Here is a 17,785-nt window from a genome sequence, read left to right on the forward strand (position 1 = left end):
TTATGAAAGTTTGTATTATGAGACATGGTGAGGCAGGTTTTTCTGCTTCATCAGATGCTAGTCGATCATTGACTGATTTTGGCAGAAAACAAGCAAGTCAAGCTGGTTTATGGCTCAATCAGCAAGATTATAAATTTGATTTAGGGTTAGTAAGTCCTTATTTAAGGGCACAGCAGACTTTCTCTGAATTATCTGCATACTGCCCTGTGCCTAAAGTTGAAACTGATAATTTTTTGGTGCCAGGTGGCAGTCCTTCCCATATTGCCGATTTATTAATGACACTTCCCGCTCGCGGTATTGAAAATGTGATTATTGTTTCACATCTTCCTTTAGTGGGTTATTTAGTTAATGAGTTGTGCCCAGAGGTTTCACCACCAATGTTCCCTACAGCTGCTATTGCTTGTGTTGAGTTACCACCCAATGCGGCAGGAAAGCTAGAATGGTTTCATGTAGTGGAATAAAAAAACTTAATCTTTTTGATTTACCATTAACAGGTCGAACGCTTATTGAAGCGTCAGCTGGGACTGGTAAAACCTATTCGCTCGCCTTTATTTATCTGCGGTTGTTACTTGGAATTGGTGAAAATAACTACCCTAAACCTCTTGATGTTAATCAAATTTTAGTTGTGACTTTCACCAAAGCCGCAACCCAAGAATTGCGATCGCGGATAAGACAAAATATTCAAGAGCTGCGTTTAGGATTGTTGCAAGGTCACCATGATGATCCAATTTATCAACAGCTAATCGACTTAGTTGAGGATAGCAATGATGCCATCCAAAGATTAACCCAAGCGCAACAATCAATGGATGATGCGGCGATTTATACAATTCATGGCTTTTGTCAGCGTATTTTAACGAGTCATGCTTTTGAATCTGGTGTGCTGTTTGAGCAAACGTTAATTACCGATGAGCAAGAGCTTAAATTACAGGTTGTCCAAGATTTTTGGCGTCATTATTTTGTTCCGCTTGATAAAGCGCTAGTCTATTTGATTCTCGATTATTGGCAAGATCCAGAAACATTATTAGCCGATATCAAACCTTATTTAAATTTCGAATTTGATGAGAAACCAGAAGAGCGTGTTGATATCACCGAAAAAATCCGGCAATTCCATCAAAAACATGTTGAGCAGATCGCTCAGGTTAAAAAACAGTGGTTAGATGCTGCTAGCGATCTTCCAGAGATCATTGCACAATCAGGTATTAATAAACAATCTTATAGTAGCCGGTATTTACCGAATTGGTTGGCTAAAGTTACCGCTTGGGCTCAGTTGCCAACGCGATCGTTTAAATTACCGAGTGAGTTAACTAAATTTAGTCAATCGATTTTAAACGAAAAAACCAAGCAAGATAAAAAGCCGCCTGTTCATGCTGTTTTTCAGCAGATCGATACGTTATGCAATAGCGCTATAGATTTGCGTAGCGAAATTTTAATGGATGTGGTTAGTATCATTCAAAAACGGATTTATGTGCAGAAGATTAAACGTGGCGAAATGAGTTTTGATGATTTGTTAAGCCAGTTAAATCGTGCTTTACGTGCTACGAATGGTAAAAGATTAGCGCAAAATATTGCACAAAAATATTGCGTGGCATTAATCGATGAGTTTCAAGATACCGACCCAGTGCAATATAAGATCTTCGATCGTATTTATCGCCGTTATCCCAAAGAGACCGGATTACTGTTTATAGGTGATCCTAAGCAAGCGATCTATAGTTTCCGTGGTGCAGATATTTTTACTTATCTAAAGGCGAAGTTATCAACCGGTGAAAATAACTTTACTATGCAGGTTAACCATCGCTCCTCGGCGTCAATGGTCAATGCGGTTAATGCATTATTTAATCACCATGAAAATCCTTTTATTTTTGAAAATATTCCTTTTTTACCAATGGAAAGTGCAGAGCGTAATCAGCACAAAGGGATGGTGGTCAATCAGCAAGAAGTCAATGCGTTAGCAGCCTATTTATTGCCTGATGAGGTTAGCACAAAAACAGATTATCAAGAGCATATCGCTAACTGTTGTGCTAAGCAGATTGTGACTTGGTTGACCGATCCGACAATTTTAATCCAAGATAAAGATGGTCAGCGACCAATTACTACTGCTGATATTGCGATTTTGGTTCGTACCGGGCATGAAGCTGAAATTATCCAACAAAAATTGGCCGCGGTTGGCGTTAAAAGCGTCTATTTATCTAATCGTAATAGTGTATTTTTAGCTAAAGAAGCACAAGAGGTGCTCTGTTTATTACAAGCTGTACTTATGCCTGAAAATGAATCAGCTTTGCGTTTAGCGTTGATGACGAGCCTACTAGGGCAAACCATGAGCGAGTTAGAACAAATTACTGATGATCAGGATAAATGGGAAGGTTTGATAGAAGAGTTCAAACAGTATCAGATTATCTGGCAATATTACGGTGTGTTAGTCATGTTGCGACGGATGATGAAAAAACGCAAGTTGGCAGAAAATATCTTAGCAAGCCCAAATGGTGAGCGGACGTTAACCAATTTGATGCATTTAGGCGAACTACTGCAAGAAGCGGCGGATGAGCTAGATAGTCCACATGCTTTAGTTCGTTGGTTATCAAGACAAATTGTCAGTCCTGACTCTAATTTAGAAAATCATGAGCAACGCTTAGAAAGTGATGAAAATTTAGTAAAAATTATTACGATTCATAAATCGAAAGGTTTAGAGTTTCCTATTGTTTGGTTACCTTTTGCTGCGCAATTTCGTAATGCTGATAGTCAGTTTTATCATGATAAAAATAATGATTATCAACCTACCTATGCTTGGCTATTAACCGATGAAATCAAACAACAGATTGAAGATGAACGTTTAGCAGAAGATTTGCGTTTACTTTATGTCGCCATGACCCGTTCAATTTATCATTGCAGTGTTGGTTTAGCATCCTTAAAAAAAAGCCAATCAGCGATTAATTATCTATTAAAAGGCGAATTACGTTCGATCGCTAAATTTGCTGATTTGGTTGAACTGCAATTACCGATTTTAGGTGATCAGTATAATGCGGCAGTAGCTGCCAATCTTTCACTTACCGCTAATGTGTTTAAACGTAAATTATCTAATAGTTGGCGAGTGACTAGTTATACCGAATTACAAAAACACCACGGTGTAGTGGGTATTAATTCCGCTATGATTAGTGATTGGCATGAGAATAGTGCACCGTCTGAAGATTCTTTATCACTTGAGGCGCAATATGATATCCATCATTTTCCTAAAGGCGCTTATGTTGGTACATTGCTTCATTCGATCATGGAAAATTTAACGCCAAATAATGCCAATGAGTTATGTGCTAACACCATTAAAAAATTGAGTTTAGAGCAACCTTGGTTAACGGTGCTAAGTGATTGGCTTCAACAAGTTTTAGCAACTAGACTAAATCCAAACGACCATCAACATGGTCCACTGTTAGCAGATATTTTAACTAGCCAATGTATTAATGAATTGCAGTTTTATTTTCCTATTCGCCATGCGGTGACCAGTTCGCAATTAGATGGTTTATGTAAGCAGTATGATGTGTTATCCAAGCAATGTCCGCCATTAGACTTTGAAACGGTGCAAGGCATGCTAAAAGGATTTATCGATTTAGTATTTGAGTATCAGGGTAAATATTATATTGTTGATTATAAGTCAAATTGGTTAGGTGATGGGGTTGCAGCCTATACCGAGCAAGCTTTAAACCAAGTAATGTGTGAGCATCGTTATGAGTTGCAGTATCAACTTTATTGTTTAGCTCTGCACCGATTTTTGCGAAGCCGTTTAACCAATTATCAATATGAGACACATTTTGGTGGGGTTTATTATCTGTTTTTACGGGGGCTTCCTGAACAAGGGATTTTTTATCATCTACCGAAACCAGAATTTATTGAAAAACTTGATAAGCTGTTTGATGGTGATGAGTTAACTTAAATAAAAAGGCACAATTATTTGTGCCTTTAATTTATTAAAGATAATATTTAATTTAGCACTTGAATTTCAGTTGATAGCAATAATGTTTATCGGTCAGTAAATATTCACTATGAACATTTGGGGTCCAAGAGTCATCACCGCCAATTCCCATATGATAAGCATCAATGCTGACATACGCTTCTGGCATTGGTTCTAATAAGTGTCGATGTGTTTTTTCCATCAACTGTTTAGTACCATATTGGTTGATGTTAAATTGAAATTGATGACCGGTAATGGTCATGTCATTAAGGGTTAATTGTTTAACATCGCAACGTAAGCCGTTTTCACAGGGATAGATATAAGGTGTATAAAGGTCAGCAAATGGCAATGACCACTGAGCAAACATGGCTGAAGTTTTTCGATCTGGATAGTTTTCATGTGGTCCTAAGCCTAGCCATTTAACCTGTTTGGGTATCTCTTTAAGTTGATACGTCAAACCAATACGCGCAGGGGCTGGCATGTCATTAGCAATATCTACTTCGACGCAGAGAGTTAAGTTACCTTCTTGATCAAACTGATGTAACCATTTACTTTGGATGACTTTGCGTTTTTTTACCCAATAGCTATGTAAAGCTTCAATAATTATATAATCATCGGTTTGTGATGCTTTAATTGCTAAACATTGATGGCTCAAATCAAAGTAACCTGCTGCTTTCCACTGTTCTATCCATGCGTATGGGTTGTTATTACTGTCAAAATCGCCGCTAATACCGATATCATTATCGATAGGTGCTCGTATAAACTGATCAGTAATCGCACTAGCTAACAGCGGTTTTTTATCTTTACTCCATTGACTTAGTTGCCCCGTTTTTTTGTTGATTTGCCAACATTGGTTTTGCCAATTGACAATAAATTCGCGGTTGTTTTCCGTTAATTTGAGTAATTTTCTGTTATTATTGAAAGCTAATTGTGGAATAAAACTGTTGGTTAATTTAAATTGTTCCCAAGCCACAACATGTTTGGCTGGTGACCATGGCGTAGCTCTATTTTGTATAACTTCGAGTGATAAGTGTAACTCTTCACCATCAAGTTGATTAGCAATATCGTCCATTAATTTGAGTTCGATGGTGCTGTTAGGTGCAAGAGTGAGTTTAACTTTACCGCCTAGTCGTTTTTTGCCATCAAGTTGTAATTGCCATTCTAACGTTTCATTGAGGGTAGTGTGGAACAAATATTCACTTTTTACTTCGATAACCAATGGTTTTTGGCTAATAAGTTTGAATTGAAACGGTTGTTGTACTTTTTTGGCTTCAATTAAACTTGGATGTGGTTGGCGGTCAGGAAAGACTAATCCATCTAAACAAAATTGTCTGTCGTGAAACGCTTCGCCAAAATCACCACCATAAGCCCAATAACTTTCACCAGATTTCGTTTGGCAGCGAATGCCATGATCGGCCCATTCCCAAATAAATCCGCCTTGCAATCGAGGATATTGCCTAAAGGCTTGCCAATATTTATAGAATGCACCTAAGCTATTTCCCATTGCATGAGCATATTCACATAAAATAAGTGGTCGGTTTTCATCCGGCATGGATATCCATTTTTTTATCGCCCATTTAGGTACATTAGGGTGGAACTGGTCTTGTTCAACACGGGCATACATAGGACAAATAATATCAGTCGCTTTACTGTTCGCTCCACCACCTTCATATTGTACCGGTCGAGTTGGATCATTGCTTTTTATCCAAGCATAAAGTGCGTCGTGATTTGCCCCATGTCCTGATTCATTTCCTAATGACCAAATAATAATCGATGGATGGTTACGATCGCGTTGCACCATGCGGGTAACTCGTTCACTGTAAGCCGCTAACCAGCGAGGATCGTCAGACAAGCGCGACATTGGGAACATGCCGTGTGATTCAATATTTGCTTCATCAACTAAATATAGACCATATTCATCACACAGTTCATACCAACGCGGATCATTTGGATAATGGCTGCAACGCACGGCATTGAAGTTGTGTTGTTTGATAAGTTTAATATCATGCAGCATGGCTTGTTCGGTAACGGCATAGCCCATATCAGGATAGAATTCGTGACGGTTAGTTCCTTTAATGAGAAGAGGTTGACCATTTAAACAGAGCTGACCATGCTTGATTTCAATAGTGCGAAAGCCGATATTATAAGCTTCGGATTCAATTAACCCCGTTTTATTATGATTTAAACTGATAACAAGACGGTATAGATTTGGCGTTTCGGCACTCCATAATTGTGGTTTAGTGACAGGAATATAGCATGTCATTCGATCATTATAGCCGCCTTTTTCATCAACAAAAGGTGTGCCGATTGGTTGTGTTTGTTCAAGAACAAGCTTATCTTTGTGCCATAATTCAATACCGACATTTAGTGTATCGAGCTCGCCTTGATGTTTTACGTCAACTTCTAATATTAATGTGGCATTTTGATAACAAGCATCAAGCACCGTTTGAATATGAATATCACTTAAATATGATTTTGGTTTATTAAGTAACCATACACTTCGGAATATGCCGCTTAATCGCCACATATCTTGATCTTCTAAATAACTACCATCACACCACTTTAAGACTAATACCGCAATTCGGTTTTCACCTTCTTTTAAAAAAGGTGTTAAATCAAATTCAGCTGCAATGCGACTGTCTTGTGAATAACCAACCCAGTTTCCATTACACCAAAGATGGAATGCAGAGCTAACGCCATCGAATATAATTCTGGTGTCTCCTTTATTTATCCAAGTTTTATCAATGTCAAAATAGCGTGAATAACAACCTGTTGGGTTATTTTCGGGCACAAAGGGTGGATTATAAGGGAATGGATAACGGATATTGGTATAAACTGGCGCATCATAACCATGAAATTGCCAATTTGATGGTACAGGAATAGTGTTTTGAGAGGGCTCTTTTTTTAACCATGATGCCGGTACTTGTTGAGGATTTTGGTAATAACTAAAAAACCAGTCGCCATTAAGTGAAACCATAGCGCTGGAATCAAGATTGCTTTTCGCACTGAGCTTGTCCCGCCAACTATGAAATTTAGGGTGGGTATCAAGTTTATTCAGACTTAATACAGATAGATTATTCCAATCTTGTCTGCTAATAATTTCATCGAAAGACGGATTCATATGTTTCTCCATTGGTTCAAATAGTTGTATCTCAATTGGATAATTGATAACTGAATTTTGTTAGTTATTTTTTTATTATAAAGAATCAATTTGTAAAAACAGTGATCGAGTTAACATTTATGTAATCGTTTACATTTAAATGGTTAAAATTTGCTGGAAAAATAGCAAATGTCAGTAGTAATTAAATTTTAATGTGACATGTGTCACATTACCGGGATTTAATTTTTAAATCATAAATTAAATTAGTTATATTAAAAAAGCTTATTTATTAAGCAGTGGATTGCTACCGAAGTTGTATGGGCAAAACCTAAAGAATAGCCATAGCTATTTTTTAGGTTTTTTTTTGTCTCAAATTTAAGAGACTTCTTTAATTTCTATAAAAAGAGTAGAGAAAAATGAAATATTTAACTAAGGCAGTATTAAAAGTAAAACCTAAACGCATTGTTTTAATCACGTTACTTGGCTTGTGTTATGTTCCAACCTCATTTGCGGCAACGCAAGATGAATTAGAAGCAAGATTATCAATGTTAGAACAAAAATTATTAGCACTTACTCAAGAATCTATAGATTTGAAAAAACAAGTGATTGAATCAAATGAACAAATTGCACAATTAAATAAAAACATTCAACAACAACAAATTGTTATTAATCATCAACAGCAAGCATTGAAAAATCAAAATATTGCTATCGCGCAAACTTCAACTCAACCTCCAGCATCAAAACCGATCCATACCTCAACCCATATTCAATCTAATTCTGTGATTCAACAGCAACCGGCAGTCGTCAATCAGATCGTTATAGTTAACGATACTAAACCAAGTGATAATACTGATCCAACATTGCAAACAAATCTACTTAAGAATTCATTTACTCTTTCAGAATTTAAAGATTACATCAAAGATGAAATAGGTTTTGCATTCAATGGTTATTTCCGTGGTGGTTGGTCTACTTCAAAAAATGGTAAACCTAAAAATTATGCAGAAGGAGCCTTAGGTCGATTTGGTAATGAGTATGGTGGTTGGTATGATCTGGTATTCAAACAGAAGGTGTATGATGAAGATGGTCATAGGGTGGATGCCATTGTTATGATTGATGGTAATGTGGCTACTAATAAGGCTGCTGGTTTGTTTAATACCCAAGATGATAATATTATGCAATTTTCGGATATTTATTTATCGACAAAAGGATTTATTCCTGCATTTCCTGATGCAAATTTATGGGTAGGTAAACATTCACTACCATATAATGAAATTCAAATGTTGGATTGGAAAACACAAAAAACGCCAGCGGGTGGTGGAATAGGTCTTGAAGGTTTAGATATTGGTGCAGGTAAACTTGATTTAGCCTTAGTCAGAGCCGATGTTAATGTCAAACCAACTAAAAAAGTCGAGGTCGTTGAGAACGGTCAAACTGAAACAAAAGAGGTCACTAAGCGTGAAGAAGTTGATCTAAATGAATTAGAGTTTCGTTATCGAGATATACCGTTATGGCAAGACGCTACACTGGCAATTAATGGCCGTTATTCGGCACCTAATAAGTCAAAAATTCAAGATAGTGTTAGTGTAAAAAATGCTTGGCTAGGGAGCTTTGTTCTTAGACAAAATAATTTCTTTGGTGGATTTAATCAATTAACCTTACAAACTGCAACCAATTCAGTTGCCTCACAGTTGGCTAACATTAATACAAATAACCCTGAATTTGCAGCTAATTCTGATAATGACTATATTGGTACTCATACTGGAGGAAAAGCCTATCGTCTGGTTTCGGAAGGTGAAGCTTATTTAGCCGATAATGTGATAGTGGCTCATGCACTTGCACTTACCACTGGGACGGATGTTTACTCATATGATCTCAATTTAGCCCATACTGATTTTTCCAGTTTCAAATCAGCTATAAGACCAGCTTATATATGGGACATTTATAATCAAAGTGGTATAGAAGTCGGTTATTTTAGCCAAAAAAATAAAGTTAAGGGTAAAAGTTATCATGAAGAAGGTTTTAAAACTACGCTTTTCCATTCATTTAAAGTGGGTGAGAGTATTTTGACTTCAAGACCTGATATCCGTTTCTATATTTCATATATAGAGTCTTTGCAAAATGATATCAGTAAATTTGATTTTAATGGTAAGGACAATCAAATTAGTTTTGGTGTGCAAACCGAAGTTTGGTTTTAAATAATTTTATGGGCATAAAATAGAAAAATGTCGAAAACCATTAATATTAATTTTTTGACATTTTTCTATTACTATTTTCCAATTTAATATTGATTATCCTATTTTGTTAACAGAATATCGTTTTGTTAATGTTGGAGTAAAAATATTGATTAAGTTTGATGGCGGTTCTTCACCTTTTGCCAGTCGCAATGCAAGTTCCGCAGCTTGTTCCGCCATGGTATGTAGTGGGTAACGAATGGTGGTTAATTTCGGATGTAAATATCGAGCAATTAACAGGTCATCAAATCCAATAATAGAGACATCTGTAGGAATTTTTATGTCATTATCATATAAAACTGACATTGCACCCGCGGCCATTGAATCATTATAACAAGCAATTGCGGTGATTTCTCGGTTACGTTCAAGTAATGCCATCATTGCTTGTTCTCCACCTTGTTCATTTGGTGAGGAAAAGGCAATATAATTACTATTAATTTCAAGGTTATATTCCTTTAATGCATCTTTATAACCTTGTAGTCGATCGGATGAATCTGAGATTTCATGATTGGAGCATAAGTATCCAATCTTAGTATGTCCATGCTGAATTAAATGTTTAACTGCTAGGTATGAGCCATAACGATCATCAAGTGAAATACAACGTTTTTCAAAATTTTTAAGTGAACGATTGATTAATACCATGCCCGGTACTTGCTCCATAAGTCTCACCAGTTTGTTATCCGGTAACATTTTTGCATGAACAACCAGAGATGAACAGCGATGTTCTATTAAGTGAGTAATCGCATTATATTCTTGTTGTTCGTTATGGTAACCATTACCAATTAACAAAAAATGTCCAGTTTTAGAGGCAACTTTTTCGACTGTGCTGACCATTGCGCCAAAAAAAGGATCGGATACATCAGCGACAACAATCCCAATCGTTTTAGAGTTTTGTTGCGATAAAGCACGAGCATTTGCATCAGGGTAGTAATTTAACTTTTCCATGGCCTTTTTTACTGTTTCACGAGTTTTATCACTCACATTTTCAGCGTTATTGATCACCCGTGATACTGTTGCAACGGAAACTTTAGCTAAATTTGCAACATCTTTTATTGTCGCCATAAAAAACCTTTAAAATTATTACTACCAATGAAACTTTTGTAAACTTTATACTCAATTATTTTTTGATATAAAGTTATTCACAACTATTAACTATTAAGTCAATAAAGGGTTTGTAGTGAGAGCGAGAAGCGTAACTTAAAACATCTTTATTTATCTTAAATAATTTAAACAGATACGTAACCTGTTAAGTTTATAACTTAGCAAAAGATAATAATGCAAAAATATGGCTTTGCCAACAAACCATTAGTACCTGAATCGTTTCAGTTTAGATTTATTAATTAGGGGAATGATTAATAGCTTAAATTCCCCTCAATTTAACTAAAATTTAAACAGATACCGTTAGTTAGCTGTTATTTTTATCAACATTGCTGTAGCTGGATCAAGTACCGGTAATGGTAAGCCAATATTCATTAACCAATCGCCTGAAAGAGTGGTATCAGTTGTCATCCATTTTGGAAATGACTTCATGGCGTGACCATTTACTTGTGGATCGATGTGATTAGGTAGATCGAGAATTTCGATGCTATACTCTTTATCAGCCAATAATCCAGTTAAGCGTAAATTACCACTTAATGCATAAGTTGGTAATGCTAATTGTGCTATGACGAATACCGCCTCTTTTTTATCTTGACTTACTACACCATAACTTTGCATAGCGGCGCTATCATCAACATCTAAACGAACACTGTTACCACTATGTAATAATGAACGTAGTTGTTTATGTAAACGAATATAGTGTGTAAAGCCTTTTTGCTCTTCCGTGGACTCTTTTACTGGATCAAGCTCGACGCCCATATGTCCAAATAATGCGGTTAATCCGCGTAGATTCATATCTAATTCACGGTAGGTGGTATGACAGGTTTTGCCACCGATATGTGCACCCATTACCTCAGGAGGGAAGAAGTAGCTCATGCCGCGTTGTATGATTTGTCTATCTAATGCATCATTCGAATCGGATGCCCAAAAACGTTGAGTACGTTTTAAAACTTCAAAATCAATACGACCACCACCAGAGGAACATGATTCTATTTCAACGTTAGGGTATTTTTGTTGCAGAATATCCATCAAACGATATACCGCGTTAGTTTGTCCAACTACCGCTGGTTGACCTTCATGGCCTGCTTGAACAATCTCTCTATTCATGTCCCATTTGATATAGTCAATATCATAACTGCTAAGTAACCATGTTAATCTTTCGAGAAGATAGTTAAAGACTGCTGGATTTTGTAAATCAAGTAGGTATTGATGGCGGCCTTCGGGTTGATTATAGCCAGGTAATTCAAGTAACCAGTCTGGATGAGCTCGATAGAGATCCGAATTTTTACTGATCATCTCAGGTTCAACCCAAATACCAAATTCCATCCCTTGTTTTTTGACATGTTCAATAACCGGTTCAAGACCGTTTGGATATTTGCGTTTATCTAAATACCAGTCTCCTAATGCTTGATAATCATCATCACGTTTACCAAACCAACCATCATCAATAATAAAACGTTCAACACCCATTTGCGCTGCTTTCGTCGCCATTTTCATGATGTAATCAGGATTGTGATCGAAAAAGATACCTTCCCAAGTATTTAGATGAACTGGACGAGGTTTATCACTCGCAAAATGAATAATATTTTTGCGTAAAAATTGATGAAAATGTTGACTCATTTTATTTAAACCTTCATCACTGTAAGTTGCATATAACCAAGGTGTACTTAATGTTTCACCTTTAGCTAATGATACTTCACCGGCAAGATAAAGGGCTTCGGCTTGGATAAAGCGTTTACCATTACTTTTTACTGCAACTTGAAAACGGTGATTACCACTCCATCCTAAGTGAACGCCCCACACTTCGCCTGTTTGTTCTTTAAATCCCTCGGTACCAACTACCATACCGGGAAAGTATTCGTGGGAAGTACGACCGCGACGATTTTCTTGTAGGTATCCACAATGTTGTATTTTTGTTCTGTGAGGGAAGAACTCTTTAATCCAACGACCACTGAACGCCATTAATTCTAACGCTCGTTCAGGAATGGGTAATGTAACGGATAAACGGTTAACTTGATATGGTTCATCACCTAAATTAGTCAGGCTATTTTGGCATTGTAAAACTCCCGTTTCATCTAAAATAAGTTTACTGGTCAAACGAAGTTGCGCAATGTTATCTTCACTGATTATGGTTATATCATTTTTTTTCTTGGTTACTTTTTGGGTAACAAATACCGGTGACCAATCTTTACCATTTCGGTGACCTTCAAGCCCTGGGGTGCTAAAATTTCCTACGCCTTCTTCTGGGCAAAGGGTGAAAGGTACATCAATATCTATACGTGCATTAGGTACTGCCGGTATGAGCATATCGATAGCATCAGTAGTTATTTTTTGTAATCGCTTACCAAAATAACAGAGTTCAGCATAGGGTTGAGTGCGTAAGATAATGTCTATATCATGGTTTGTAAGATGGCAGTTCATATTCTCTCCAAATATTAATCATTTGCGGTAGTAGAATAATCAGAATTTATATTAATTTATATCATTAATCTTTAATTTTGTGATTAAGATCTCAATAAATGTAATCGCTTTCATTTTGTGCTTTTTGAGTTAAGGAATTAATTAAATTTAATTGTAAATGGTTGTGCGAAAAGCTAATTTTTTGTGTTATTATGTTTTTATTATGGATGAAAAATATAAAATATCATGAAAAAACAGATTATTATTACTTTACTTTCTTTTATTACATTGGTTTTTTATGTCAATGCTACAGATAAATATGTGACAGAAGAGGATGATATTTATCTGCGTCGTGGTCCAGGAACACAATATGCTTATTCAACTTCGGTTAAAGCAGGTGATAAGGTCACCGAACTCGAAAAAAGTGCTGACGGTAAATATAGCTTAATAAAACTCGCTAATGGACGTTCCGCTTGGATTGAATCAACAAAATTGAAAGATCAGCTTAGTCTCAGAGCACTGTTACCGACATTAGAAGCAAAACTTGAAGAATACAAAGATAAAGTTGAAAACGCCGAAAAGTATAAAGATCAAGCAGTCAAAGAGTATGTAGAGAAATTACAAAATGCAGAACAAACCATTGAAAGCTTGCAAAATAAGAATAATGAATTAGAACAACTTAACAGCACGCAAGGAATTAAGCTTGAATCAATGTTAAATCAAATGGATGATAAACGCCGAGATCTTATTGTAACTTGGTTTACTTATGGCGGATTAGTTGCTGGTGGCGGTTTTCTTTTAGGTCTTATTTTGCCGGCTATTATGCCTGGTCGTCGTAAAAAAGATCGTTGGATGAATTAAATGAGCAAAATCTATCTTGTTGGTGGATCAGTTCGAGATAGATTATTGCATCTCCCTATTATTGATCGTGATTGGGTGGTGGTTGGTGCGACACCTGATGAGCTTTTGGCTTTAGGCTTTCAACAGGTTGGTAAAGACTTTCCTGTTTTTTTACACCCCACAACTAAAGAAGAGTATGCATTGGCTCGAACCGAACGAAAATCGGGGCAAGGCTATCGAGGGTTTATTTGTGACTTTAGTCAGGATATTACCTTAGAACAAGATCTAATCCGTCGAGATCTCACTATTAATGCTATTGCCATGGATGAAGATGGTAATATTGTTGATCCTTATCATGGCATTGAAGACCTCAAACTAAAATTATTACGCCACGTTTCACCTGCTTTTAGAGAAGATCCCTTACGGGTTTTACGCGTTGCTCGTTTTGCTGCGCGTTATCATCATTTAGGCTTTACTATTGCATCGGAAACTAAGAAGTTGATGAAAGAGATGGTTTCAGCTGGTGAAATAAATACGCTTACTGCAGAACGCGTATGGAAAGAGACCGAAAAAGCATTAGCAAGCGCAGATCCGCAAGTTTATTTTCAAGTGCTGGAACAATGTGGCGCTTTATCGCTATTATTTCCATCTCTTTTACTTTCTAACACTATTATAGATGCATTAAAGAAATCAACTTTGTTAACTGATGATGTAACAATTCGTTTTGCGGTATTATGCGGTGAATTTCCATCAAAAGCAGAGCTTGAAAAACTATGTTTACGCATTAAAGCGCCAAATGAGTATTCAAAATTGGCGATTATGGTGCAGCAATACCATCATGATGTTGAAAAAGTGACACAATTAACCGCCGCACAACTTATTGGGTTATTCAATCGAATAGATGTTTGGCGTAATCCTTGTCATCTTGAGCAATTAATCATTGCTAGCCACTCTTATGCTAAAACCGAACCTTTTCTTCAAGCACGATACCTTGAAAAGGCATATAAATTAGCACTTGGTGTCAATGTGCAAAATATTATTGCCGACGGTTATAGCGGAAAGTTAATTCATGAAGAGTTACAAAAAAGGCGAATTGAAGCGTTATTAAACGGTAATTGATTGTATCTTAATCAATCATCACTTTTTTTCAAAATATCTAAAAAAAAGGGTTGACGATTTGCTGTAACACAAGCATAATGCGCGTCGCAGTGTTGCTTACGACGTTGCGAATGAAATGGCTACGTAGCTCAGCTGGTTAGAGCACATCACTCATAATGATGGGGTCACAGGTTCGAATCCCGTCGTAGCCACCATTAAGATTAAGTTGTACTTTTACCGAGAGTATATAATGCGGGTGTGGCGAAATTGGTAGACGCACCAGATTTAGGTTCTGGCGCCGCAAGGCGTGGGGGTTCAAGTCCCTTCACCCGCACCATTTAATTTTAATATCTATCCTTTATTGGGGTATAGCCAAGCGGTAAGGCAGCGGGTTTTGATCCCGCCACGCCCAGGTTCGAATCCTGGTACCCCAGCCATTTCAAGGTGTTTATTTTTGATATCTGATTATTAAGTCTATTATCATTTTTCATTTTACCTTTATAATCACATCTATATGGGTATAGCGGAATTGGTAGACACGCTAGACTCAGATTCTAGTTTTGAAAGGTGTGCGAGTTTGAATCTCACAACCCGTATCAGATATATCATCTCAGCCTATATTGGGGTATAGCCAAGCGGTAAGGCAGCGGGTTTTGATCCCGCCACGCCCAGGTTCGAATCCTGGTACCCCAGCCATTTCAAGGTGTTTATTTTTGATATCTGATTATTAAGTCTATTATCATTTTTCATTTTACCTTTATAATCACATCTATATGGGTATAGCGGAATTGGTAGACACGCTAGATTCAGGTTCTAGTTCCGAAAGGTGTGCGAGTTCAAATCTCACTACCCGTACCAAATCTCTCATTTCAACACATATTGGGGTATAGTCAAGCGGTAAGACTGCGGGTTTTGATCTCGCGAGCCTCAGGTTTTAATTTTTGTTACCTTGCTATTTCAGGATATTTATTTTTTGATATCTGCTTACTTAAACTATTTTTATTTTTTCATTTTACCTTTATAATCATATCTATACGGGTATGGCGGAATTGGTAGACGCGCTAGATTCAGGTTCTAGTTCCGAAAGGTGTGCGAGTTCAAATCTCACTACCCGTACCAAATCTCTCATTTCAATACATATTGGGGTATAGCCAAGCGGTAAGGCAGCGGATTCTGATTCCGCCACTCCAAGGTTCGAATCCTTGTACCCCAGCCATTCAATTTTCAGACATTATCTATGCATTATTTTGTTGAGTGATTTGATTAATTTTAATTGATAATAGTCTTTGTAAAATTAGTCACTATTTATTTTTTTGATTAAGTTTATTTAGTTTATTTAGTTTATTTAGTTTATTTAGTTTATTTAGTTTATTTAGTATATAAATGATAATTTGCTTCTAATAGCAAATACTGAAGTTAATTAATTACTTTTTAAAAGCTAAATTAAAATTTTTTAACCAATAAGAATAAAAATTGCGCTATATCCTCTTATAACGCAATTTATGAATATATTTTCTATTTCAGCACACAAACAAAATATAATTCATTATCTTTCAACTGCCATTCAATAGCGCCTTTTGATGAACCTACTGCGTATTGGTTGTTACTATCTCTTTCGTCCGAAGTCCAATATAAACGCCCTTTAGGGAAATGGTTACCTGGATACGCGTGATGATAATAATTCTCTTCGTTAGTTACATCACCCCATTCAGCTAAAAGATTGCTTCCAACCCGACGATAATAGTGATTAGTTGTAATGGCTAGACAGTTATCTGACCTATTATCAGATTGGCAAGCACCACCGCTAGTTATAAGACTTTGGTCACTGTTGGTTAAATCTTCAATAGATGGAACGACATAGTTCCCCTGACAAATACTTGTATGTTGATTATAAGGATAAAAATCTTGGCTGGGTGCCGAGAACCATTTCTTAATAGTAAAAGAATAAATATCTTCACCATTGGATTTTATAGAAAATGTAGGATTTGCTTCAGTGGCTTCTCCTAGCAATTTGACTTGAACAGCCGTGTTAGCTAGATGGCTATCTACATCAGTGTCACTAATTTTTTTTATCTCTACATTTACTCCTTTTGAACTGTTGGATGATGCTATTGTCGATAAATCAAACGGTGCGCCGGCTATAAACATGAGAAATCGTGCCTGATCAAATCCAGTAGTAGGAAAACCACCAGTACTGACTTTATTGACGAAGCCAGAATCAACTATGTATTGATTGTTATCGCCCCAAGTTAAATGTGCCCAGTCACCAGTGTAATCTCGATTTTCGAAAGAGAATGAATTTACAATTGATGGTCGATTGGCACAAACGGTAGGTTTGATCGCATTGTAAATCAAAAAGTCACTTTTAGGCGTAGGATAAATTGTATAATTTGGTATGCCATATTCAGAAACTAAAGCGATAGTGCCTGAAATTCTGATATATGGATTCCACCCCAACCGTGCTAGCTCACAAAAGGTTCTATCTCTATCTGATTCCAATAATAAATAGGATATATTGGCTGCTCGATAGAACCAATCTATTTTAAAACCGCCATCAGGTGGGTTTATTTTAGCTATATCATCGCCATCATCATCAGAGACGTTCTGGCTATCAATTGGATTAGTAGGTGAAAATGGCATTATTATAGGTTCAAAACCATAATCAGACTTTAACATAGTTAACAATTGATTTGGTGTGGTTGTATTAGGATCAACCTGAGGAAAATTTATCGACTTTATTGTGTCGTTTAAACTATTTAATTCAGAGTTTATTGTAGTTTGTAATTTTACTCCAAAATAGTGAAAGTTTTGTTGATTATATTCTCGAGATCCATTTATGCCTATCGCATCTGGATTAATAAAATAGGGGGCGGAACCATGAATAACTTCTACTGTTTTGGCATCCAAAGCCAAAGCTATATTGTTCATTAAAAACACTGAAATTAAAAAAAACATGATTAATCGTGTTAACCATGGAAATTGAAAAAACAGTATAAATTTAAATCCTTTCAATAACATCATCTTACCTTACCTTTTAATTCTTAAATTTAAATAAAAAAGATACATTTATTGTGTTTAAAT

General features: G+C 36.4%; 9 protein-coding genes and 7 tRNA genes. 12 read left to right on the forward strand and 4 right to left on the reverse strand.

Annotated features, from left to right (window positions below):
* Positions 1–2: 2 nt before the first annotated feature.
* Positions 3–461: a phosphohistidine phosphatase SixA gene (gene sixA / locus DKK70_RS04095; protein WP_110432850.1), complete on the forward strand. Its 459-nt coding sequence runs from the start codon at positions 3–5 to the stop codon at positions 459–461.
* Positions 440–3,919, forward strand: coding sequence for an exodeoxyribonuclease V subunit beta (recB, locus tag DKK70_RS04100; protein ID WP_110432851.1), 3,480 nt, complete (start codon positions 440–442; stop codon positions 3,917–3,919). Before sixA ends, recB begins: the two co-directional genes overlap by 22 nt.
* 52 nt (positions 3,920–3,971) lie before the next feature.
* On the opposite strand, the gene DKK70_RS04105 is transcribed toward recB, so the two are convergent.
* On the reverse strand, positions 3,972–7,058 hold the full coding sequence (locus DKK70_RS04105; protein WP_110432852.1) for a beta-galactosidase: 3,087 nt from the start codon (positions 7,056–7,058) through the stop codon (positions 3,972–3,974).
* A gap of 395 nt (positions 7,059–7,453) precedes the next feature.
* Here DKK70_RS04105 and DKK70_RS04110 point away from each other — a divergent pair, with 395 nt between their 5' ends.
* Positions 7,454–9,232, forward strand: a complete 1,779-nt coding sequence (locus tag DKK70_RS04110) for a carbohydrate porin (RefSeq protein WP_110432853.1) — start codon at positions 7,454–7,456, stop codon at positions 9,230–9,232.
* A gap of 93 nt (positions 9,233–9,325) precedes the next feature.
* Here the strand turns inward: DKK70_RS04110 and DKK70_RS04115 are convergent, their stop codons facing one another.
* Positions 9,326–10,330 carry a substrate-binding domain-containing protein gene (locus tag DKK70_RS04115; RefSeq protein WP_110432854.1) on the reverse strand — a complete coding sequence of 335 codons (1,005 nt, stop codon included), beginning with the start codon at positions 10,328–10,330 and terminating at the stop codon, positions 9,326–9,328.
* Positions 10,331–10,669: 339 nt separating this feature from the next.
* Entirely contained in the window at positions 10,670–12,787 is a 2,118-nt protein-coding gene (locus DKK70_RS04120) for an alpha-galactosidase (RefSeq protein WP_110432855.1), read from the reverse strand.
* 225 nt (positions 12,788–13,012) lie between these two features.
* On the opposite strand from DKK70_RS04120, the gene DKK70_RS04125 reads away from it, so the two are divergent.
* The 9 genes from DKK70_RS04125 to DKK70_RS04170 all read left to right on the forward strand — a co-directional run bounded on the left by DKK70_RS04125 (position 13,013) and on the right by DKK70_RS04170 (position 15,920).
* Complete coding sequence (locus DKK70_RS04125; RefSeq protein WP_110432856.1) at positions 13,013–13,627, forward strand: TIGR04211 family SH3 domain-containing protein; 615 nt, start codon at positions 13,013–13,015, stop codon at positions 13,625–13,627.
* On the forward strand, positions 13,628–14,725 hold the full coding sequence (locus DKK70_RS04130) for a multifunctional CCA tRNA nucleotidyl transferase/2'3'-cyclic phosphodiesterase/2'nucleotidase/phosphatase (protein ID WP_110432857.1): 1,098 nt from the start codon (positions 13,628–13,630) through the stop codon (positions 14,723–14,725).
* A 117-nt stretch (positions 14,726–14,842) separates the two neighbouring features.
* Positions 14,843–14,919: transfer RNA gene (locus DKK70_RS04135), tRNA-Met, on the forward strand.
* 37 nt (positions 14,920–14,956) lie between these two features.
* Positions 14,957–15,041 (forward strand) — tRNA-Leu (locus tag DKK70_RS04140).
* Positions 15,042–15,066: 25 nt separating this feature from the next.
* Positions 15,067–15,141 (forward strand) — tRNA-Gln (locus tag DKK70_RS04145).
* Positions 15,142–15,325: 184 nt separating this feature from the next.
* Positions 15,326–15,400 (forward strand) — tRNA-Gln (locus DKK70_RS04155).
* A 77-nt stretch (positions 15,401–15,477) separates the two neighbouring features.
* A tRNA-Leu gene (locus DKK70_RS04160) sits at positions 15,478–15,562 on the forward strand.
* A 176-nt stretch (positions 15,563–15,738) separates the two neighbouring features.
* A tRNA-Leu gene (locus DKK70_RS04165) sits at positions 15,739–15,823 on the forward strand.
* A gap of 22 nt (positions 15,824–15,845) precedes the next feature.
* Positions 15,846–15,920: transfer RNA gene (locus tag DKK70_RS04170), tRNA-Gln, on the forward strand.
* A gap of 299 nt (positions 15,921–16,219) precedes the next feature.
* Here the strand turns inward: DKK70_RS04170 and DKK70_RS04175 are convergent.
* Complete coding sequence (locus DKK70_RS04175) at positions 16,220–17,725, reverse strand: hypothetical protein (protein WP_110432858.1); 1,506 nt, start codon at positions 17,723–17,725, stop codon at positions 16,220–16,222.
* Positions 17,726–17,785: the final 60 nt, after the last annotated feature.

The organism is Gilliamella apicola (assembly GCF_003202655.1).
Taxonomy (GTDB): Bacteria; Pseudomonadota; Gammaproteobacteria; order Enterobacterales; family Orbaceae; genus Gilliamella; species Gilliamella apicola_R.